Origin of the sequence: Rhizobium sp. Root1203, from assembly GCF_001424945.1 — a bacterium.
In the GTDB taxonomy this organism is placed as follows: Bacteria; Pseudomonadota; Alphaproteobacteria; order Rhizobiales; family Rhizobiaceae; genus Rhizobium.
Genome location: NZ_LMCW01000012.1, coordinates 511,835 through 532,481, shown reverse-complemented (window position 1 = coordinate 532,481; position 20,647 = coordinate 511,835). Strand labels below are relative to the sequence as shown.

At 60.5% G+C, this 20,647-nt stretch carries 20 protein-coding genes and 1 tRNA gene; 17 read left to right on the top strand and 4 right to left on the bottom strand.

The window, feature by feature from the left end; translation table 11 throughout:
* Nucleotides 1-64: 64 nt before the first annotated feature.
* The 3 genes from ASC97_RS13160 to ASC97_RS13150 form a co-directional block, all read right to left on the bottom strand.
* Nucleotides 65-394, bottom strand: a complete 330-nt coding sequence (locus ASC97_RS13160; protein WP_057468765.1) for a DUF6665 family protein — start codon at nt 392-394, stop codon at nt 65-67.
* A gap of 478 nt (nt 395-872) precedes the next feature.
* Nucleotides 873-948 (bottom strand) — tRNA-Lys (locus ASC97_RS13155).
* Between the two features lie 215 nt (nt 949-1,163).
* Complete coding sequence (locus ASC97_RS13150) at nt 1,164-1,346, bottom strand: hypothetical protein (RefSeq protein WP_057468764.1); 183 nt, start codon at nt 1,344-1,346, stop codon at nt 1,164-1,166.
* Between the two features lie 308 nt (nt 1,347-1,654).
* Between ASC97_RS13150 and ASC97_RS13145 the strand changes: the two genes are divergently transcribed.
* The 5 genes from ASC97_RS13145 to ASC97_RS13125 all read left to right on the top strand — a co-directional run bounded on the left by ASC97_RS13145 (nt 1,655) and on the right by ASC97_RS13125 (nt 6,069).
* Nucleotides 1,655-1,861, top strand: a complete 207-nt coding sequence (locus ASC97_RS13145) for a hypothetical protein (RefSeq protein WP_057468763.1) — start codon at nt 1,655-1,657, stop codon at nt 1,859-1,861.
* Between the two features lie 264 nt (nt 1,862-2,125).
* The gene (locus ASC97_RS13140; RefSeq protein ID WP_057468762.1) at nt 2,126-3,421 is read left to right on the top strand and encodes an efflux RND transporter periplasmic adaptor subunit; all 1,296 of its coding nucleotides are present in this window, start codon (nt 2,126-2,128) and stop codon (nt 3,419-3,421) included.
* Nucleotides 3,422-3,432: 11 nt separating this feature from the next.
* Nucleotides 3,433-4,158: an ABC transporter ATP-binding protein gene (locus ASC97_RS13135; protein ID WP_057468761.1), complete on the top strand. Its 726-nt coding sequence runs from the start codon at nt 3,433-3,435 to the stop codon at nt 4,156-4,158.
* On the top strand, nt 4,139-5,347 hold the full coding sequence (locus ASC97_RS13130) for an ABC transporter permease (RefSeq protein WP_057468760.1): 1,209 nt from the start codon (nt 4,139-4,141) through the stop codon (nt 5,345-5,347). Before ASC97_RS13135 ends, ASC97_RS13130 begins: the two co-directional genes overlap by 20 nt.
* 107 nt (nt 5,348-5,454) lie before the next feature.
* Nucleotides 5,455-6,069 (top strand): GntR family transcriptional regulator, encoded by a 615-nt coding sequence (locus ASC97_RS13125; protein ID WP_057468759.1) that lies wholly within the window; start codon nt 5,455-5,457, stop codon nt 6,067-6,069.
* Between the two features lie 47 nt (nt 6,070-6,116).
* On the opposite strand, the gene ASC97_RS13120 is transcribed toward ASC97_RS13125, so the two are convergent.
* The gene (locus ASC97_RS13120) at nt 6,117-6,929 is read right to left on the bottom strand and encodes a ferredoxin--NADP reductase (protein WP_057468758.1); all 813 of its coding nucleotides are present in this window, start codon (nt 6,927-6,929) and stop codon (nt 6,117-6,119) included.
* A gap of 248 nt (nt 6,930-7,177) precedes the next feature.
* Between ASC97_RS13120 and pcsA the strand changes: the two genes are divergently transcribed.
* The 12 genes from pcsA (at nt 7,178) to glmU (ending at nt 20,571) form a co-directional block, all read left to right on the top strand.
* The gene (gene pcsA / locus ASC97_RS13115) at nt 7,178-7,906 is read left to right on the top strand and encodes a phosphatidylcholine synthase (RefSeq protein ID WP_057468757.1); all 729 of its coding nucleotides are present in this window, start codon (nt 7,178-7,180) and stop codon (nt 7,904-7,906) included.
* 11 nt (nt 7,907-7,917) lie between these two features.
* Nucleotides 7,918-8,901, top strand: a complete 984-nt coding sequence (locus ASC97_RS13110) for a quinone oxidoreductase family protein (RefSeq protein WP_057468756.1) — start codon at nt 7,918-7,920, stop codon at nt 8,899-8,901.
* Nucleotides 8,902-8,940: 39 nt separating this feature from the next.
* Nucleotides 8,941-10,515, top strand: a complete 1,575-nt coding sequence (locus ASC97_RS13105) for an ABC transporter ATP-binding protein (protein ID WP_057468755.1) — start codon at nt 8,941-8,943, stop codon at nt 10,513-10,515.
* Entirely contained in the window at nt 10,505-11,590 is a 1,086-nt protein-coding gene (locus ASC97_RS13100; protein ID WP_057468754.1) for an ABC transporter permease, read from the top strand. Before ASC97_RS13105 ends, ASC97_RS13100 begins: the two co-directional genes overlap by 11 nt.
* Nucleotides 11,587-12,507: an ABC transporter permease gene (locus ASC97_RS13095; RefSeq protein ID WP_057468753.1), complete on the top strand. Its 921-nt coding sequence runs from the start codon at nt 11,587-11,589 to the stop codon at nt 12,505-12,507. Before ASC97_RS13100 ends, ASC97_RS13095 begins: the two co-directional genes overlap by 4 nt.
* A gap of 49 nt (nt 12,508-12,556) precedes the next feature.
* Nucleotides 12,557-13,630, top strand: coding sequence for a BMP family ABC transporter substrate-binding protein (locus ASC97_RS13090; protein WP_057468752.1), 1,074 nt, complete (start codon nt 12,557-12,559; stop codon nt 13,628-13,630).
* 147 nt (nt 13,631-13,777) lie between these two features.
* Nucleotides 13,778-14,740: a galactofuranose ABC transporter, galactofuranose-binding protein YtfQ gene (ytfQ, locus tag ASC97_RS13085; protein ID WP_037061626.1), complete on the top strand. Its 963-nt coding sequence runs from the start codon at nt 13,778-13,780 to the stop codon at nt 14,738-14,740.
* A 119-nt stretch (nt 14,741-14,859) separates the two neighbouring features.
* Nucleotides 14,860-16,383 carry a galactofuranose ABC transporter, ATP-binding protein YtfR gene (ytfR, locus tag ASC97_RS13080; protein ID WP_057468751.1) on the top strand — a complete coding sequence of 508 codons (1,524 nt, stop codon included), beginning with the start codon at nt 14,860-14,862 and terminating at the stop codon, nt 16,381-16,383.
* The gene (locus ASC97_RS13075) at nt 16,380-17,396 is read left to right on the top strand and encodes an ABC transporter permease (RefSeq protein WP_057468750.1); all 1,017 of its coding nucleotides are present in this window, start codon (nt 16,380-16,382) and stop codon (nt 17,394-17,396) included. Before ytfR ends, ASC97_RS13075 begins: the two co-directional genes overlap by 4 nt.
* Nucleotides 17,393-18,361, top strand: coding sequence for a galactofuranose ABC transporter, permease protein YjfF (gene yjfF / locus ASC97_RS13070; protein WP_057468749.1), 969 nt, complete (start codon nt 17,393-17,395; stop codon nt 18,359-18,361). Before ASC97_RS13075 ends, yjfF begins: the two co-directional genes overlap by 4 nt.
* A 25-nt stretch (nt 18,362-18,386) precedes the next feature.
* Entirely contained in the window at nt 18,387-19,127 is a 741-nt protein-coding gene (locus tag ASC97_RS13065; protein ID WP_244481457.1) for a FadR/GntR family transcriptional regulator, read from the top strand.
* A gap of 82 nt (nt 19,128-19,209) precedes the next feature.
* A complete protein-coding gene (gene glmU, locus ASC97_RS13060; protein WP_057468747.1) occupies nt 19,210-20,571 on the top strand; it encodes a bifunctional UDP-N-acetylglucosamine diphosphorylase/glucosamine-1-phosphate N-acetyltransferase GlmU in 1,362 nt (453 codons plus the stop codon).
* Nucleotides 20,572-20,647 lie beyond the last annotated feature (76 nt).

Here is a 20,647-nt window from a genome sequence, read left to right as displayed (position 1 = left end):
CCGCAGCAGACCCGGTCTCGCCAATCACCTTTTCGCGCTTGGGGGTGATAGAGGCTCGCGGCAGTCAGCGGCGCGTCGACCCGAGGCGCGCCAGCACCTCGTCGGGTATGCCGTAGCGCTGAATGACGTCGCGGCTGTTTCGCAAGCCGCAAATCTCGCGTTGGACGAACAACGCCCAGACCGCATCCGAAGCTTCGTTCAACAGTCGTTCCCTGGCACCGTCGCCCTGGCGCTCGGGGTTCCATGCCTTCAGCTCGTGAAGTGCCGATTCGACCTTGCGTCCGTGCCGCCCGAGGGAATTCGCGCGCTCGGCCATGAGTTCGTATTCAAGGACGTTGAACCCGCTTTCAACCGAAAATGGTTGCCTGAGCGATTGCGGCGGACGAAAGCTCATCAGATACTCTCCATGATCGCCGTTCGGCCAGCTGGCGGCATCCCGCACTTTGATGCCACCCACTCATGCGGGACGGACATGTGAAAGTTTATGGCCGTCATCGGCGTTCGTAAAGGGAGGCGTTTGCGGGCAGCAAGAAGCGGCAATTCCGCTTTCAGTTCGCGATTGGGGGAAAGGTCGCCGAATCGCGCCGGGGCATCGGCTCATTGCGGGGCGACAAGGGACGGCCACGTGATCTCGTGGCAGCAGCGTGACGTCAATCTGCCGCCCGACCCCGTTCTAAAGTTAACGGCAGTCGCGCCCGAACGGGCTTTTGGCAGGTTTTCGGCGAAATGGAAACTGGATACCGACACGCGAGGTCGGATAATCAACAGCGAGCCGTCGGAAGCGAAGTCGCTTGCCAACGTACCTGACCACCGAAACGACGGATCAGCAATGCCTATAGAGTAGAAGTGTCACTATCTGTCTGATTTTACTATGGTGAGAGCGTCGGGGTTCGAACCCGAGACCTACTGATTAAAAGTCAGTTGCTCTACCAGCTGAGCTACGCTCTCCCTTGTTCCAAGGCTTGAATGCGCCCCGGCTGGAAGTGCGCGGAACATATGCAGAGGCCCCATCGCGGTCAACCGAAAAATAGACCTTCTTCTGTGCATTAGGCACATTTCTTACGGTGAGCCTGCAAAGTTCGACTGATGATCCCACCAACGAAGCCCGCGCCTGAGCGCGGGCCGCAGATCGTCGGCTTGCCGAAGGGTTTCGCGATAAGGCTTCAGTGCTTGCCCTTCTGGCTTTGCTGGCCACCCTTCATCTGCTTGTCGTTCGTGCTGTCAGCCTGCTGCGCGCGGGAACCTGACGAAGACATGTTGCGCTCGCTTCCGGAGGCGCCGGCGTTTTTATGACTCTTCTTGCCGGCCTTGACGTGCTGATCGTGGGTTCCACCTTGGTTTGCCATTTCGGTCTCCTTGGGTTTTGAAGGTGAGGCCACGTCGGACCTCAGGGGCGTAACCCGGTCGGCGCAATGGGGTTCCTTGGTTTAATATTTCGTGATGCTTCTTACGAGCGTCTGCGGGTTCATTTTTTGGGGGACACTCGAAACACGCGGCAGCAAACGGCGATGCGTTTTCACCAACGCACTAAAATGCACGACCAGCCAGAATGTTCCGCAAAAAAATTTAAGTAAATCAACCTCTTCGGCGCCCCCATACGGCTTCACAAATCCGTGTAGCGCTCTAACTACCACTACATCGAAAGGAGATTGCTATGACCAACGTGATCGAACACGCGACAACACGAAAGGTTTTGCGCGGTCGTCCCTATAGCCTCATAGAGTTCGCGCGGAAGTACCGGCTTGATGAGGAAGAAGCGACCCGCCTTTTTGAAAAGTTTGGCCCGTCGGCGACCGAGCTGGACCTCTTGATGGCAGCCAAGCGCCGCCCGCCGGTTTCACTGGCTGCGCTCGGAGGGTGATGCGATCTGACGCCTTTGCATTGTCGTTTCGATACATGCAAAGGCGCTCGCGGTTCGTCGGGAGAAGCTGCTCAAGCGCGGTGAAGCGCGCGTTCAACCGGTAGGGTTGCGGGAGGTCGGGAAAAACCAGACTTTCATTACCAAGATTTCATTTCCTTTTCGTGCGTCGCCGTGCCAATGCCGTCGCTGCTAATCGTACGTTCAGCTTCACGTTGCTATTCGAGGACGGACGGCCGGATTGGCCGAAATTGATCGAGGCGCGGAATGAACGATACTGGGAATGTCAGCCAGGCGAAGGGCACCGGAGGCGCGGACCTGGCCGCCATTCTCGCGGCGTCCGGCCGGAAGAGTGGGCGGTGGTTGAGGCGCACGCTGATTGTGCTGCTGCTGATCGTGGCAGGAGCCGCCGCGGCCTACGTCTATTCGAGGCAGGGTGCCAGCCAGTTGAGCTACACAACCCAGCCTGCCAAGCGTGGCGATCTCACCGTGCTGGTAACGGCGACGGGCTCGGTGCAACCCACCGAACAGGTGGACATCTCCAGCGAACTGTCCGGCACCGTCCGCGACGTCAACGTCGACTACAACAGCGAGGTCAAATCCGGCGAGGTTCTGGCCGTGCTGGACACCAACAAGCTGGAAGCGGACGTCAAGAGCACGCGCGCCAAACTCGATTCGGCCAAGGCCAACGTGGTCAAGGCCAACGCCGATCTCGAATCCGCACAAAGCTCCTACGAACGCATACGCAATCTGGTGCAGAGCAACGTGTCCACCCAGCAGAGCCTCGAGGACGCGCGCTACAAGCTTGATTCAGCCGTTGCCGCGAAGGACATAAACGAAGCCGCCGTGCTGTCGGCGGAAGCCGATCTGCAGCTTGCCGACGTAAACCTTGCAAAGGCCAAGATCGTTTCGCCGATCGACGGCGTCATTCTGACGCGTTCGGTCGATCCCGGGGCAACCGTTGCCGCCTCCCTGTCGGCGCCGGTCTTGTTCGTCATCGGCGGCGATCTCAGAAAGATGGAACTCCAGGTCGATGTCGACGAAGCCGACGTCGGACAGATCGCGGTCGGACAGAAGGCAACGTTCACCGTCGATGCCTATCCCGATCGCTCGTTCCCGGCCGTGATAAAGCAGATCCGCTTCGCCTCGGAGACGACGAACAACGTCGTGACCTACAAGGCGATCCTGTCGGTCGACAACCCCGAGCTGCTCTTGCGTCCGGGCATGACGGCCACCGCCGACGTGACGGTCGAAGCGGTCCAGAACACGTTGATGGTCCCGAATCAGGCACTTCGCTACGCGCCCCCCGCTGCCGAAACGTCGCGTGGGCGCGGTCTGTTCGGCTTGCTCCGGCCACCGCGGATGGGGCCACGCAGCGGCGGCAACCAGGGCGGCGAGGCCCTGACCGGAGCCAAGCGTCGGGTGTGGGTATTGAAGGCGGGCAAGCCGGCGCCTGTCGTGATCCAGGTCGGTTCGTCGGACGGTCAGTTCACCCAGGTCGTTTCCGGCGAACTGAAAGAGAACGACCCCCTGGTGACCGATTCGACCGAGCAGTCGAAATAGGAAGGCCGGATATGACGAGCCCGCCACTCATCGAATTCAGGCAGGTGTCCAAGATCTACGGTCGCGGCGAAGCGGCGATCCGCGCGCTCGATGCCGTCGATCTCTCGATCGGCACGCACGAGTTCGTCGCGATCATGGGCCCCTCCGGCTCCGGCAAGTCGACGGCGATGAACATCCTCGGTTGTCTCGACGTGCCGACCGCAGGGGACTACCTCTTTCAGGGAATTTCCACGCAAGGCTTCGATCGCGCGCAGCTGACGATGCTGCGCCGTCACATGCTCGGGTTCGTTTTCCAGGGTTTCAATCTGCTGCCGCGGACGTCGGCAGTGGAGAATGTGGAACTGCCGCTGATCTATCGCGGCATGCACGGCGGCGAGCGTCACCGTCTGGCCAAGGAGGCGTTGGGCCTTGTCGGTCTTTCCGGGCGCGAACATCACAAGACGCAGGAACTCTCCGGCGGCCAACAGCAACGCGTCGCCATCGCACGGGCAATCGTCACGCGCCCCTCGCTGCTGCTTGCGGACGAACCGACAGGCAACCTAGACACCAGGACGAGTGTCGAAATCATGGACCTCATGACGCGGCTCAACCGCGAGCAGGGCATCACGGTTGTGATGGTGACCCACGAGCCAGACATTGCAGCCTATGCGCAGCGTTTGCTGCGCTTTGTCGACGGCAGGCTCGAAACGGACGGTGCCGACGGCGGGAAGGCAGAGCATGTTCTTCGAGACGCTTAAGCTCGCCCTGCGGGCGATCAGCCGCAACATGCTGCGTTCGTTCCTGACGGTGCTCGGGGTCGTCATCGGCGTCGCTGCCGTCATCGCATTGGTGACGATCGGCAACGGCACGACGGCCCAGGTGACATCCGAGCTGTCGCGCCTCGGAACGAACATGCTGTTTGCGCGCCCGGGCCAGTTCGGTCCCGGTCGCGCCAGCTCAGAGGCGCGGCGATTCACCGTTGCCGATGTCGATGCCATCCGCGATCAGGTTGGCGGTCTGCGCGCGGTTGCGCCGCTGAACCAGACGACGGCGACTGTCATCTACGGTGGTCAGAGCCATTCGACGACCGTCATGGGAACGACCAACGACTACTTGATCGCCCAGGACTGGAACGTGGCGGTCGGCCGCACCTTCGAGGCTGCCGAAGAGCGCGGTCGTGCCCGATGCATCCTCGGCGAGACCGTCCGGTCGCAGCTCTTCGGTGCCGCGGACCCCATCGGCCAGCAGATCCGGGTGGGCAAGGTGTCGTGCGGCGTCATCGGCGTGCTCGCCAAGCGCGGCCAGTCCGGCATGGGCAACGACCAGGATGATGTCGTCCTCATCCCGGTCAAGGTCTATCAGCGCCGGATCGGCGGCAAAGCCAATGCAAATGTCTCGATGGTGGTGATTTCGGCGCGCGACGGCGTCTCGACGGCGAAGGTGCAGTCGGAAACGGAAACCCTGTTGCGCGAGCGGCGCAAGATCGTTCCCGGCCGTGAGGACGATTTCAGCGTCAACGACATGACGCAGATCGCCGATGCCATGACAGGCACGACCATGTTGCTGACCAGCCTGCTGGGCGCGGTTGCGGCGATCAGTCTGCTCGTCGGCGGCATCGGGATCATGAACATCATGCTTGTGTCGGTCACTGAACGTACGCGCGAGATCGGCATCAGACTGGCTATCGGCGCATTGGAGAAGCAGGTTCTGCTACAGTTCCTCGTCGAGGCCGTCGCCCTCTCCATCTTTGGCGGGGTGACCGGAATTCTGCTGGGACTGGGTCTTGGCTTCGGCGCCGTGACGCTGCTGAAGGTCCCGTTCGTCGTAAGCCCCATGATGATCGCCGTAGCGTTTGTCTTCTCGGCGGCGATCGGCATGATCTTCGGCTATTTCCCGGCGCGCCGCGCGGCGCAGCTGAACCCGATCGAGGCGCTTCACCACGAATAGCGGCGGTTGGCTGTGGCGCTAAGCATCGCTCTGATATATCAAGGCAACCTGCCATTGCATTCATGGCGTGCCCCATTAAGATATATCAGAGCGAACACGGACCTGCGATGCAGAATTCACAGAGCCATCTTGCCTATCTGGCGCTGGAGCACGCGATCGTGACGCTGGCATTGCCGCCCGGTGCGCTTGTAACCGAGAAGCAGCTTATCGATCTCTCCGGCCATGGCCGCACGCCGGTAAGGGAGGCTATCCAGAAACTCGCCTGGCAGCGCCTGATGGTCGTGAAGCCGCGTGTCGGTTTGCAGATCGCCGAGATCAAGCCGAGTGACCACAGCCACGTCATGCAGGTCCGCCGTGAACTCGAACCGATCGCGGCAGCGCTCGTGGCGGAACATGCGACCGACGAGCAGCGAAATCGGCTTGTAGACTGTGCGCGTACGATGGGCGATTGTGCCGTCAGCGGTGATCTGGCTGCGTTTTTTGCCGCCGACAAGGCGTTCGACGAAATTCTTGAAGAGGCATGTCCAAACGCCTTCATCATTTCGGCGCTTGCGCCCGTTCAGACGCATTCGCGCAGGCTATGGTACTCGAAGGCAAACCCCGACCGCATGGATCGGTCGATCTCGCTGCACGTCGCTGTCATCCGTGCCATTCAGCAAGGCAAGGCAGCCGATGCCCGCAAGGCGATGATGTCGCTCATCGATTATCTCAGTCACCAATAAAGACGGCCCCGTTTCCGGGGCCGTGATCTCAGTCCGTGCCGTGGGGCTTAGCCGACGAAAGCCCGTTCGATGACGAATTCCGCGGGCTTGCTGTTGGCGCCTTCGTTGAGGCCCGCGTTTTCCAGAAGCGCCTTGGTGTCCTTGAGCATGGCGGAAGAGCCGCAGATCATGCCGCGATCGATCGCAGGATCCAGAGGCGGCACGCCGAGGTCGGTAAACAGCTTGCCCGACGAGATCAGGTCGGTAATGCGGCCGCGATACTCGAATTCTTCGCGGGTGACGGTCGCGTAGTGGCGCAGCTTGTCGCCCACGACTTCCTTGAGCAGTTCGTCCTGCTGGATCTCCTGCACGAGGTCGAAACCGTACTTCAGCTCGGCAACGTCGCGGGTCGTGTGGGTGAGGATGACTTCCTCGTACTTCTCGTAGGTCTCGGGATCACGGATAAGGCTCGCGAAAGGCGCGATGCCGGTGCCGGTCGAGAACATGTAGAGACGACGGCCGGGGGTCAGCGCATCGAGCACCAGCGTGCCCGTGGGCTTCTTGCGCATCAGAACCTGGTCGCCCGGCTTGATTGCCTGCAGGTGGGAGGTCAGCGGACCGTCCGGAACCTTGATCGAGAAAAACTCGAGTTCCTCGGCCCAGGCCGGGCTGGCGATGGAATAGGCGCGGAATATCGGCTTGCCTTCGACCATCAGACCGATCATCGCGAATTCGCCGGAGCGGAAGCGGAAACCTTGCGGGCGCGTCATCGTGAAACGGAACAGGTGATCCGTATAGTGCGTGACGCTGAGCACGGTCTCGGCGTAGACGCCGGCAGGTATCGGTGAGGCGAAGTCTTCGGTCTTGGCAGGGGCGTTCATTGCGGTTTCGGATCCCGTAGTTCTTCGAATGATCTTTTCGATGCGAGCGAGATATTACAAATAGGCCTTCGGTGAAAGGTATTCCATTCTTTCTCTGGGGACTTGCACGAAATATGCGTGTCATTGTCAGGATTCGAACGCCCTGTGACCATCCGTCGCTTTTGCGCTGGCGAACCGATGCAAAGGATGCATATTAAGCAAAAAATCGCGCCTGCCGGGTGCGATTGGCCTAGGCTGCTCGGGGAAACATGAAGATTTTCAAGTACAAGCGTGTACCTTATGCGGAAATGCGCGCCTTTTCCGTCCATATTTTGACGGCATCCGGCTCGTTTCTGGCGTTCCTGGGCGTGGTGGCGGCCGCAGAACATCGCTTCATCGACATGTTCTGGTGGCTCGGCCTTGCGCTTCTTGTCGATGGCATCGACGGGCCGATCGCGCGCAAGGTCAAGGTCAAGGAAGTTCTGCCGAACTGGTCCGGCGATACGCTCGACAACATCATCGACTACGTGACTTATGTGCTGCTGCCGGCATTTGCCCTTTACCAGAGCGGCATGATCGGCGAGCCATGGTCCTTTGTCGCGGCAGGGATGATCGTGGTATCCAGCGCCATCTATTACGCCGACATGGGCATGAAGACCGATGAATATTTCTTCTCGGGCTTCCCTGTTGTCTGGAACATGATCGTTTTCACTCTCTTCGTCATCGATGCCAGCGCGGTCACCGCGCTTGTCGTCGTCACCGTGTCGGTGGTCCTGACGTTCCTGCCGATCAACTTTCTGCATCCCGTCCGCGTTCAACGCCTGCGTCCGCTGAATCTCGGCATCTTCCTGCTGTGGTCGGCGTTGGGGATGTACGCGCTCCTGATGCATTTCAGCATTCCGCACTGGGCGCTTGTCCTCTTCGTTTTGAGCGGCATCTATCTCTATTGCATCGGCGCCGCGCTGCAGTTCTTCCCGGCGCTGGGACGAAACGCGTAGGAGGCAGTCCCATGGCCAGAACAAAAGCGATAGTGCTGAACAGGACCGGCGGGCCTGAGGTTCTGGAATATGCCGACGTCGATCTGCCACCGCCGTCAGCCGGCGAAGTCCAGATCAGGCATGCCGCGATCGGCCTGAACTTCATAGACGTCTATTTCCGTACGGGTCTCTACAAAACGCCGCACATGCCCTTCGTGCCGGGCAAGGAGGCTGCGGGCACGGTCACCGCTATCGGCCCCGGCGTCGATGACTTCAAGCTCGGTGATCGCGTGGCTTATGCCGGTTCGGACGGCGCCTACAGTGCCGAACGCAATATCGAGACGAAGCATCTCGTGAAGGTACCGGACGGCATCCCGCTCGAGACGGCCGCTGCGATGATGCTGAAGGGCATGACGGCAGAATATTTGCTGAACAGGACCTTCAAGGTCGGCCCCGGCTCCACGATCCTGTTCCACGCGGCAGCGGGCGGCGTCGGCCAGATTGCCGGCCAGTGGGCGAAGGTGCTCGGCGCAACCGTCATCGGCACCGCAGGATCTGACAGCAAGGTGCGTATGGCGCTCGACCACGGCTACGATCAGGTCGTCAACTACAATACTGAGAGTTTTGTCGACCGGGTGCGGGATATCACGGGCGGCAGGGGTGTCGATGTCGTCTATGATTCCATCGGCCGCGATACCTTTCCGCAGTCGCTCGATTGCCTGAAACGACTTGGCATGTTCGTTTCCTTCGGGCAGTCCTCAGGGCCGATCGAAAACTTCACACTGGCAATGCTTGCGCAGAAGGGCTCGCTCTTTGCAACGCGTCCAACGCTTTTCTCCTACATCGCTACGCGCGAAGAGCTAACTGATTGTGCAAACGCGCTATTTGATGTTGTTTTGAGCAATAAAGTGCGTATCAATATCAACCAAACCTATCCGTTGCGTGAGGTTGGGCAGGCCCACACGGACCTGGAGTCAAGAAAAACGACCGGAACTACACTGCTGATCCCAGAATGACCCATAACGGGCAGGTCGGCAGCGGGAAATGAGGGGAACGTGTCTTCATCGGATGTGCCGGAATCCGGCGCGTTATTGTCGGTTCAGAAGCTGACGAAGCTGTTTGGCAGCTTTGCTGCCTGCAACCAGATAGATCTCGAAATCGCGCCGGGTGAAATCCACGCTCTTCTCGGCGAAAATGGCGCCGGCAAATCGACTCTGGTCAAGATGCTGTTTGGCGTTCTTGAGCCGACGGATGGAAGAGTGGTCTGGGAAGGTCGACCGGTATCGATCACGTCTCCAGGTGCCGCAAGAAAGCTCGGCATAGGTATGGTCTTTCAGCATTTTTCGCTGTTCGAGGCGCTGACCGTTGCCGAGAATATCGCGCTTTCCCTGGACGACGGCATTCCGATCGGCCAGATCGCCGAACAGGCGAGGTCGCTGTCGCTTGCCTATGGCCTGCCGCTCGATCCGCACGCCCATGTCGCCGATCTCTCGGTCGGCGAGCGCCAGCGGATCGAGATCGTGCGCGCGCTTCTTCAGAATCCGAAACTCATCATTCTGGACGAGCCGACCTCCGTTCTGACGCCTCAGGAGGCCGACAGGCTTTTTGAAACGCTGTTCAAGCTGAAGGCGGAAGGCCGCTCCGTTCTCTATATCAGTCATCGCCTCGAAGAGGTGCAGCGGATCTGCGATCGTGCCACCGTCCTGCGGCATGGCAAGGTGACGGGCGCGTGCGACCCGCGCCAGGAGACGCCGTCCTCGCTTGCGCGCATGATGGTCGGCAACGATGTTGCTACAGTCACGCACCCGGATCGCGGCAACAAGGGCGATGTCCAGCTCGCGGTGTCAAACCTGTCCGTCGCTGCTCGCACTCCTTTCGCCATGCCACTCCGGGATGTTTCGCTGGCCGTGCGGTCGGGTGAAATCCTGGCGATCGCCGGTGTTGCCGGGAACGGTCAGGGTGAGCTTTTCGATGCGCTGTCAGGCGAGTACCCGGTCTCGACCTCGGCCGCGGTCACGATCCGCAGCAAGCCGGTGGGGACACTTGGGATTACAGCCCGCCGCCTGCTCGGCGCCGGCTTCGTTCCCGAAGAACGCCACGGCCATGCTGCCGTCTCTGCCATGAAGCTTTCCGACAATCTGGTGCTGGCGCGCAGCCAGTCGGACCGCAGATCGTTCCTTGGCGGGGGCTTTCTGAACATCATTCGTCGCAGTGCGGTGAGGAGCGCAACCAGGCGCATCTCCGAGGAAATGGACGTGCGCAAGAGCGGCGAGGATCCCGCCGCCGGCTCGCTTTCCGGCGGCAACCTGCAGAAGTTCATCGTCGGCCGTGAGCTCGATCGCCAGCCCGCGGTGCTTGTCGTCAACCAACCGACCTGGGGCGTTGACGCCGGGGCGGCGAGCCGCATTCGGCAGGCGCTTGTCGATCTCGCGCGCAACGGTTCCGCCGTCGTCGTCATCAGCCAGGACCTTGACGAGATTTTCGAAGTTGCGACCGAAATCGCAGTCATCTCGGAGGGGCGGCTGTCGCAGCCCTTTGCGGCCGGCGAATTGTCGCGTGAAAAAATCGGCCTCTTGATGGGCGGCCTGCACGAAAGCACGACCGCACCGGAGACGGCCAATGCGCATTGAACTCGAAAAGCGGCCCCAGGGTTCGCGGCTATACGGTTTCGTATCGCCACTGCTGGCGCTGGTGCTGACACTGGTCGCCGGTGCGATCATGTTTGTGATTCTCGGCAAGGATCCGGTCGAGGCGCTGGATGCCTTCTTCCTTGAGCCGCTGCTCGAAGTCTGGTCGCTGCACGAACTGGCCGTCAAGGCAGCGCCCCTGATCCTGATCGCGGTCGGCCTCGCGGTCTGTTATCGCTCGAACAACTGGAACATCGGCGCCGAAGGCCAGTTTACGATGGGGGCGATTGCCGGCTGCGTTCTGCCCATCCTGTTCACCGAGTGGCATTCGCCGATGGTGCTGCCGCTGATGTTGCTCATGGGAGCGATAGGAGGCGCGCTTTTTGCCGCGATCCCCGCGCTTCTGAAGGCTCACTTCAACACCAACGAGATCCTGACGAGCCTGATGCTGGTCTATATCGCGCAGCTTTTCCTCGACTGGTTGATCCGTGGCGCCTGGCGCAACCCGCAGGGCTTCAATTTCCCCGAAAGCGTGCCGTTTGGCCCCGAGGCGACATTACCTGCGATCTGGGAGGAGTCCGGCCGCGCGCACTGGGCATTTGTTTTCGCCATCGTCGCCGCCATTCTCACCTGGTTCATGCTGAAATACACACTGAGAGGCTTCGAGATCGTCGTGCTTGGTCAATCCGAGCGGGCAGGGCGTTTCGCGGGATTCTCGTCGAAGAGAATGATCTGGTTCAGTTTTCTGTTTTCCGGCGCGCTGGCGGGGCTTGCCGGCATTTCCGAGGTGTCCGGCTCGATCGGCCATCTGCAGCCGGCGATCTCGCCCGGCTATGGCTTCACGGCGATCATCGTTGCGTTTCTCGGCCGTCTCAATCCGCTCGGCATCGTCGCTTCGGGGTTGGTGCTGGCGCTGACCTATCTCGGCGGCGAAGCAGCGCAGCTTTCGATCGGCGTGTCCGACAAGGTCACCCGCGTCTTCCAGGGCCTGCTGCTTTTCTTCGTGCTCTCCTGCGATACGCTGATCTACTACAAGATCCGCATCGTCTGGTCGCGGCTGCGGGGAGGCGTCGCATGAGCATCTTTGAAGCAATCCTGCTGACCGTCATCACGGCATCGACACCGCTCGTCATCGCGGCCTTGGGCGAACTGGTGGCCGAGCGATCCGGCGTGCTCAACCTCGGCGTCGAGGGCATGATGATCATGGGTGCCGTCGCAGCCTTTGCCGGCGCACAGGTCACGGGCTCGCCATACATCGGGCTGCTTGCCGGGATCGGCGCGGGCGCGCTTTTCTCGCTGCTCTTCGGGTTTCTGACGCTCACGCTTGTCGCCAACCAAGTGGCGACCGGCCTTGCGCTGACGATCCTCGGTCTCGGTGTATCCGGCATGCTGGGCGAGGGCTACGTCAGCGTGCCGGGCGTTCGCCTCGCGCCGATCGTCGTTCCATACCTCTCCGATATTCCGCTTCTGGGGTCCGTGCTGTTCAGGCAGGATCTGACGGTCTATCTGTCGGTTGCGCTTCTGCTGGGGGTCAGCTGGTTCCTGTTCCGCAGCCGCACGGGCCTCAAGCTCCGTGCGATCGGCGACAGCCACGGCTCCGCGCATGCGCTGGGGATCAACGTTGTTCGCACCCGCTATCTCGCCGTGATGTTCGGCGGCGCTTGCGCGGGTCTCGCCGGGGCGCAGCTTTCGCTGGTTTACACACCGCAATGGGTGGAGAACATGTCGTCCGGTCGCGGCTGGATCACGCTTGCGTTGGTGGTTTTCGCGTCGTGGCGTCCATGGCGCGTCTTCGCCGGCGGCTACCTCTTTGGCGCCGTCACGATCCTGCAGCTGCACGCCCAGGCCTTCGGCGTCGGCATCCCGGCACAGTTCCTGTCGATGCTGCCCTATGCCGCCACTATTGTGGTTCTTGTCATCATTTCTCATAATCGCCGCACGACGTTGATCAATACGCCTGCGTCGCTGGGAAAGCCTTTCGTCCCGGAACGGTAAACACAAAAATCAGACGGGCTTCCGCAAACTCAAACCAACAGGGGTTATCATGAAAAAACTAGCACTCGCTTTCGCTGCCTCGGCAGCTGCGATCCTGAGCGTCGGGTCCGCCGCCCAAGCCGCGGACAAGACGAAGATCTGCTTCGTTTACGTCGGCTCGCATACGGACGGCGGCTATTCGCAGGCGCACGATCTCGGACGCCAACAGATCCAGAAGGAATTCGGCGACAAGATCGACACGCCATACCTCGAAAATGTGCCGGAAGGCCCGGATGCCGAGCGTGCCATCGAACGTCTCGCCCGCTCCGGCTGCAAGCTGATCTTCACCACGTCCTTCGGCTTCATGGACGCCACCGTGAAGGTTGCCGCCAAGTTCCCGAACGTGAAGTTCGAGCACGGCACCGGCTACAAGTCCGGCCCGAATCTCGCGACCTACAACTCGCGCTTCTATGAAGGCCGCTACATCCTCGGCCAGATTGCAGCAAAGACGTCGAAGAACCATGGCGCCGCCTACATCGCCTCCTTCCCGATTCCGGAAGTGGTCATGGGCATCAACGCCTTCGAGCAGGGCGCCAAGTCGATCGACCCGGACTTCAAGCTCAAGGTTATCTGGGTGAACACCTGGTTCGACCCAGGCAAGGAGGCCGATGCCGCAAAGGCAATGGTCGACCAGGGCGTCGACGTGCTGACGCAGCACACCGATACGACGGCCCCGATGCAGGTTGCCGAAGAGCGCGGCATCCACGCCTTCGGCCAGGCTTCCGACATGATTGCAGCCGGTCCGAAGGCTCAGCTGACGGCGATCGTCGACACCTGGGGCAACTACTACTCCAAGCGCGTTCACGCGCTCCTGGACGGCACCTGGAAGTCCGAGCAGAGCTGGGATGGTCTGAAGGACGGCATCCTCAAGATGGCTGACTACACCAACATGCCTGACGACGTGAAGAAGATGGCCCAGGAAACCGAAGCCAAGATCAAGTCGGGCGAGCTGCATCCGTTCACCGGCCCGATCAACAAGCAGGACGGGACGCCTTGGCTGAAGGCCGGCGAGAAGGCAGATGACGGTACGTTGCTCGGCATGAACTTCTACGTCGAAGGCGTTGACGACAAGTTGCCGAAGTAAACGTCAGAGCTCAATTAGCAGATGCGAAAGGGCGCCCCGGTCGGGCGCCCTTTTTGCTGCGCTGCATGCAACAATGTGCATTTACAAAAGTAATACTATATGATTTTCCTTATGCGTGCCGCTAGGAGGCGGCTTTGGGAGGAAATCATGAAATTGAAGACTGCACTCTTGAGTGCCACGATTCTTGCTGCCTGCATGTTCGGTTCGGCGTCTGCTGCCGAGCTCGTCGTAGGCTTCTCGCAAATCGGCTCGGAATCCGGCTGGCGTGCCGCTGAAACGACCGTCACCAAGGAGCAAGCCAAGAAGCGCGGCATCGATCTGAAGTTCGCCGATGCCCAGCAGAAGCAGGAAAACCAGATCAAGGCGATCCGATCCTTCATCGCTCAGGGCGTCAACGCCATCCTTCTCGCCCCCGTCGTCGAGACCGGCTGGGACGCCGTCCTGAAGGAAGCCAAGGAAGCCGATATCCCGGTCATCCTGCTCGACCGCAACATCAAGGCGCCTGAGGATCTCTACCTGACCGCTGTCACCTCCGATCAGGTTCATGAGGGCAAGGTTGCCGGCGATTGGCTGGTAAAGACAGTCGGCGACAAGAAATGCGACATCGTTGAACTTCAGGGCACCACCGGCTCGTCGCCAGCGATTGCCCGCAAGAAGGGCTTCGAGGAAGCCATTGCCGGCAAGTCGAACTTCAAGATCGTTCGCAGCCAGACCGGCGACTTTACCCGCACCAAGGGTAAGGAAGTCATGGAGAGCTTCCTGAAGGCTGAGAATGGTGGCAAGGACATCTGCGCCCTCTACGCTCACAATGACGACATGGCCGTCGGCGGCATCCAGGCGATCAAGGAAGCCGGCCTGAAGCCAGGCAAGGATATCCTCGTTGTCTCGATCGACTCCGTTCCCGATATCTTCAAGGCGATGGAAGCCGGCGAGGCCAACGCGACCGTCGAACTGACGCCGAACATGGCTGGTCCGGCCTTCGACGCTCTGGACGCCTACCTCAAGGACAAGAAGGCTCCGCCGAAGTGGATCCAGACGGAATCGAAGCTCTACACCCAGGCTGACGATCCGAAGAAAGTCTACGAGTCCAAGAAGGGCCTTGGCTACTGATCTGATGTTGGAACCGCACCGGCCCGTCATGGGCCGGTGCGGAACTGCCTGAGCTTTGCCGGTCATCATGTCCGGCTACGGCGCGGCAATATGGGTCAATATCAGGAAAAAGCGCCTTCATGATTCACGATTTCGAGAACGTCCTTGCCGCATCCGGGGTATCGAAATTCTTCCCCGGCGCGGTTGCGCTCGACAAGGTTGACTTCACCCTTCGCAAGGGCGAGGTGCACGCGCTGCTCGGCGAAAACGGGGCCGGCAAATCGACGCTGATCAAATGCATTACCGGTGCCTATCGCCGTGACGAAGGTAGCCTGATGCTGGAGGGCGCCGAGATCGATCCTGCCGATACGCTCGCCGCCCAGAAGCTCGGCATCGGAACGGTTTACCAGGAGGTCAATCTCCTGCCCAATCTCAGCGTTGCAGAAAACCTCTTCATCGGGCGCCAGCCGAAGCGGTTCGGCATGATCGACACTCGCGCCATGAACAGGCAGGCCCGCTCGCTGCTCCAGGAATATGGAGTAGACATCGATGTGACCGCCCAACTGGACCGTTTTTCGGTCGCCGTCCAGCAGGTCGTTGCCATAGCGCGCGCGGTCGATTTGTCCGGCAAGGTGCTCATCCTCGACGAGCCGACGGCAAGTCTCGATGCGCAGGAAGTAGCCATGCTGTTCCGCATCATGCGAGACCTTAAGAAACGTGGATTAGGAATTGTCTTCATTACGCATTTCCTGGAACAAGTGTACGAAATCAGCGACCGCATCACCGTCCTGCGAAATGGCAGGCTGGTGGGCACGCGCGACACGCCAGAACTGCCGCGACAAGCGCTGATCTCGATGATGCTGGGTCATGAACTGGCGCATGCGGAGGCCGCGGTCAAGGAGCGCTCGATTGCTGCCGGACCGGTGAGATACAGCTTCGAGGGCTACGGCAAACGCGGCAAGGTGAAGCCATTCGACCTTCAGGTTCGTGTCGGCGAAGTCGTCGGCGTCGCGGGTCTGCTTGGCTCCGGGAGAACCGAGACGGCGGAGCTGCTGTTCGGTATCGAGCATGCCGACAGCGGCACCGCGAAGGTGGATGGCAAGCCGGTCTCGCTGTCGAGCCCCCGGGCGGCGATCCGCAATGGTTTCGGCTTCTGCCCGGAAGACCGCAAGACGGACGGTATCATCGGCGACCTGTCGATCCGCGAAAACATTGCGCTGGCGCTGCAGGCCCGCAGGGGTTGGGCCAGACCCCTGTCGCGCGGCGAGCAGAACGCGCTGGCAGACCAATACATCAAGGCGTTGGATATCCGCACGACGGATCGGGAAAAGCCGATCCGTCTATTGTCCGGAGGAAACCAGCAGAAGGCTATCCTTGCCCGCTGGCTGGCGACCAATCCGGATTTCCTGATCCTGGACGAGCCCACGCGCGGCATCGATGTCGGCGCGCACGCCGAGATCATCCGCCTGATCGAGGAACTGTGTGAAAAAGGCATGTCATTGATTGTGATTTCGTCGGAATTAGAAGAGCTTATAGCTTATAGTTCACGTATCTTGGTATTGCGCGATAGGGAGCATGTGGCGGAACTGACGGGCGACAACGTCAGCACCACACGCATCGTACAGGCCATTGCCGCCGTGCAGAAGAAAACGGAGGACGCATGACCTCCTCGCAAAGGGCGCTGCTCATACGCCTTGCGCCACAGCTGATTGCTATGGCCGTAATTCTTCTGTTGAATTTCATCATGTTCCCGCAGTTCTTTAATGTAACTATTCAGAACGGCCGGCTGTATGGCAGCATAATCGATGTGCTGAACCGCGGCGCTCCGGTTGCTCTGTTGGCAATCGGCATGACGCTGGTGATCGCCACGAAAGGCATCGACCTTTCTGTCGGCGCGGTCATCGCGATCTGCGGCGCGGTGGCGGCATCGTCGATCGTATCCGGCAACTCGCTCGTCTGGACATTGCTCGTGACCATCCTCGTAGGCCTCGCCTGCGGAGCGTGGAATGGCTTTCTGGTCGCGATCCTCAACATCCAGCCGATCATTGCGACACTGGTTCTGATGGTTGCCGGCCGCGGCATTGCCCAGCTCATCACCGAGGGTGTGATCATGACCTTCAACGACGACGGGTTGATCTTCTTCGGCAGCGGATCCTTCGCCTTCATGCCGATGCCCGTCGTGATCTGGCTGGTCGTCGGAGCGCTTGTCACGCTGTTGGTGAGGCGGACTGCGCTTGGAATGCTGATCGAAGCCACCGGGATCAACAGGCACGCCAGCACGCTGTCCGGCGTGAGGACGCCGGTGCTGCTGATGGCGGTCTATATACTGAGCGGGCTCTGCGCCGCGATCGCAGGCATCATCGTTGCGGCCGACATTAAGGGAGCGGATGCGAACAATGCCGGTCTGTGGCTCGAACTCGACGCCATCCTGGCGGTGGTCGTCGGCGGCAATTCCCTGCTTGGCGGACGGTTCAGCATCGTCGGCTCCCTGATCGGTGCGATGATCATCCAGGCGGTCAACACAGGCATTCTGCTGTCGGGGTTCCCGCCCGAGTTCAACCTGATCATCAAGGCCGTGATCGTGCTTGTCATCCTCGTCATCCAGTCGCCCGCGGTGCAGTCGGCGGCCGTTTTCCTGGGACGCCGGCCGAGCCTGAGAGGGGAACCCCAGAAATGAACTCGAAATACTTGCCCCTGCTGGCGACGATCGTAATCTTCGTTCTGTCCTATGCAGTCTGCGCGATGCAGTATCCGAATATGCTGTCGACGCGCGTGATTGGAAACCTTCTCACCGACAACGCCTTCCTCGGCATAGCAGCCGTGGGCATGACGTTCGTGATTATTTCGGGAGGCATCGACCTTTCGATCGGTTCCGTTATCGCCTTCACCGGCGTGTTCCTGGCAGTCATGCTGCAGAACACCACCATCCATCCTCTGCTGGCCTTCGCGCTTGTGCTCGTCATTACCACCGCATTCGGCGGCGCCATGGGCGCGGTGATCCACTATCTGCAGATGCCGGCCTTCATCGTAACGCTCGCAGGCATGTTCCTGGCCCGCGGCATGGCCTTCGTCCTGTCGATCGACAGCATCCCGATCAACCACGACTACTACACCACGCTGTCGGGCCTTTACTACAAGCTTCCGGGCGGAGGGCGCCTGACGCTGGTCGGGATTGTGATGCTCCTGGTTTTTGCCGCCGGCATATTCATTGCACACCGAACCCGTTTCGGCACCAACGTCTACGCACTCGGGGGCGGTGCGCAGACGGCGCAGCTGATGGGCGTCCCGGTCGGACGCACGACGATCCAGATTTACGCGCTGTCGGGATTTCTGGCAGGTCTATCCGGAATCGTTTTTTCGCTTTATACGTCCGCCGGCTATTCCTTGGCAGCGGTCGGTGTCGAACTTGACGCGATTGCGGCGGTGGTCATTGGGGGGACACTGCTGACGGGAGGAGCGGGATTTGTGGCGGGAACCTTTATAGGGCTTCTCATCCAGGGGCTTATTCAGACCTACATCACCTTCGACGGAACGCTTTCCAGTTGGTGGACGAAGATACTGATCGGCCTGCTGCTTTTTGCATTCATCCTGATGCAGAAGGGCATTCTGTTCCTGTCTCGTTTGAACAAGAGGTATGCCTGACGGGGGGTGTTGTTTGCGAAATCGAATGCTTGATACGGTGAAGATGCAGCGAAGATCGCGCACCAGCCATGCGCAGGTCGTGGATGAGCTCGGTCGGGCGATCGTCGCAGGAACATATCCCGTAGGAAGCATTCTTCCCGGCGATCTCGAGCTCGCGCAACGTTTCAAGGTGTCGCGGACCGTCCTTCGCGAGACGATGAAGACGCTCGCTGCCAAGGGCATGATCGTCGCCAAGGCCCGCGTCGGCACGCGAGTGACCGAAAAGAACCAATGGAACATGTTCGACAGCGAGGTCATTGCCTGGCATTTCGACAACGGCGTCACGGAAGAGTTCCTGTTGCAGCTCTACGATATCCGCCTTGCGGTCGAGCCGTTTGCAGCGGGCCTTGCGGCAGAGCGCGCGACCGGGACCGATATCGAGCATCTGACCAGCCTCGCTCTGGAGATGGCGCAGCCCGGCCATACGACCGAAAGTCTTGCTCTCGCCGATCTGCGCTTTCACCTGGCGATCGCCGATGCGGCTCACAATCCCTTCATGCATACGTTGGGAAGTCTGATCGAAGCTGCTCTTGTCGGTATGTTCCGGATCAGCACGCCGCCCTCGCAGAACGGCTTCTCCAACATCGCGAACACGCATATGCGCATCGTCAATGCGGTCGTGAGCGGAGACGTTCAGGGTGCCCGCAAGGCCATGGAAGCGGTCATCGTCGAGGGTCGTAACCACGTGCGTGAATCCTATGCGTCGATGACCAAGACTCCCGCCTGATCCATTTTGACCTTTGTCCGTCGTTTGTCTTGCTGCTATGAGGCAGCAAAGCGCTGCCTTTAACGCATTCTTGGAGCAGACTATGGAACGTACCTGCCTAGCCGTCATTCTCGCCGCAGGTGACAGCACGCGAATGAAATCGTCGAAATCGAAGGTTCTGCACGCCGTTGCGAACCGGCCGATGATCGCACATGTCGTCGATGCCGTGGCAAAGTCCGATATCGCCTCGGTGGCGCTTGTCGTCGGACGCGATGCGGAAGAGGTGGCAAGGGCGGCAGGCGTCGGCGGTGTTGCAATCGAGACCTGCCTGCAAAAGGAACGCCTCGGCACCGGCCATGCGGTTCTTGCGGCAAGGGAAGCGATTGCCCGCGGTTACGACGATATCATTGTGACCTACGGCGATGTGCCGCTGCAGACCGACGGCCCGTTGAAGGCCGCACGCCAGGGGCTTGCGGAGGGAAGCGATATTGTCGTTATCGGGTTCCACACCGACACACCCACCGGCTACGGCCGCCTCCTCGTCAAGGACGGCGAACTGATCGCCATCCGGGAGGAGAAAGACGCGACAGATGCCGAGCGCACCGTCACCTGGTGCAACAGCGGACTGATGGCGATCAACGGCCGTAAGGCGCTTGATCTGCTCTCCCGCATCGGCAACGGAAATGCAAAGGGCGAATATTATCTGACGGATCTTGTCGAGATCGCCCGTTCGCTCGGTGGCCGCGTAACAGCGGTCGATGCGCCTGAGGTCGAGATGACCGGCTGCAACAACCGCGCCGAACTCGCTGCGATCGAACGCCTGTGGCAGGAACGCCGCCGGCGTGAACTGATGATCTCGGGCGTCACCATGATTGCACCTGAAACAGTGTTCCTTTCCTACGACACGCTCATCGGTCAGGACGCGCTGATCGAGCCGAATGTCGTCTTCGGACCCGGCAGCGTTGTCGAGGGCGGCGCCGTCATCCATGCCTTCTCCCATATCGAAGGCGCGCATGTCAGCGCCGGCGCGGCGGTCGGCCCGTTCGCCCGGCTGCGGCCGGGCGCCGATCTGGCAGTCGGTGCGAAGGTCGGCAATTTCTGCGAAGTCAAGAACGGCAAGATCGGCCAGGGCGCCAAGGTCAATCACCTGACCTACATCGGCGATGCGAAGATCGGCGCCGGTGCAAACATCGGAGCGGGCACGGTTACCTGCAACTATGACGGCGTCAACAAGAGCGAAACGCTGATCGGCGAGAACGCTTTTATCGGCTCGAACTCGTCGCTGGTGGCGCCCGTCAGCATCGGCGATAACGCCTATGTCGGATCCGGCAGCGTCATCACCTCCGATGTGCCGGCAGATGCGTTGGCGCTCGGGCGCGCCCGCCAAGACGTGAAACCCGGCCGCGCGACCCTCCTGCGTGAACGCGCGCTCGCCATCAAGGCCGCGAAAAAGGCCGCGGGTTGACCGTCTTTCGTAACGGCTGGAAATCGAAAGTGACCGCCGAGCCGATTGAGAAATAAGAGAAAATAGCTACGACTTG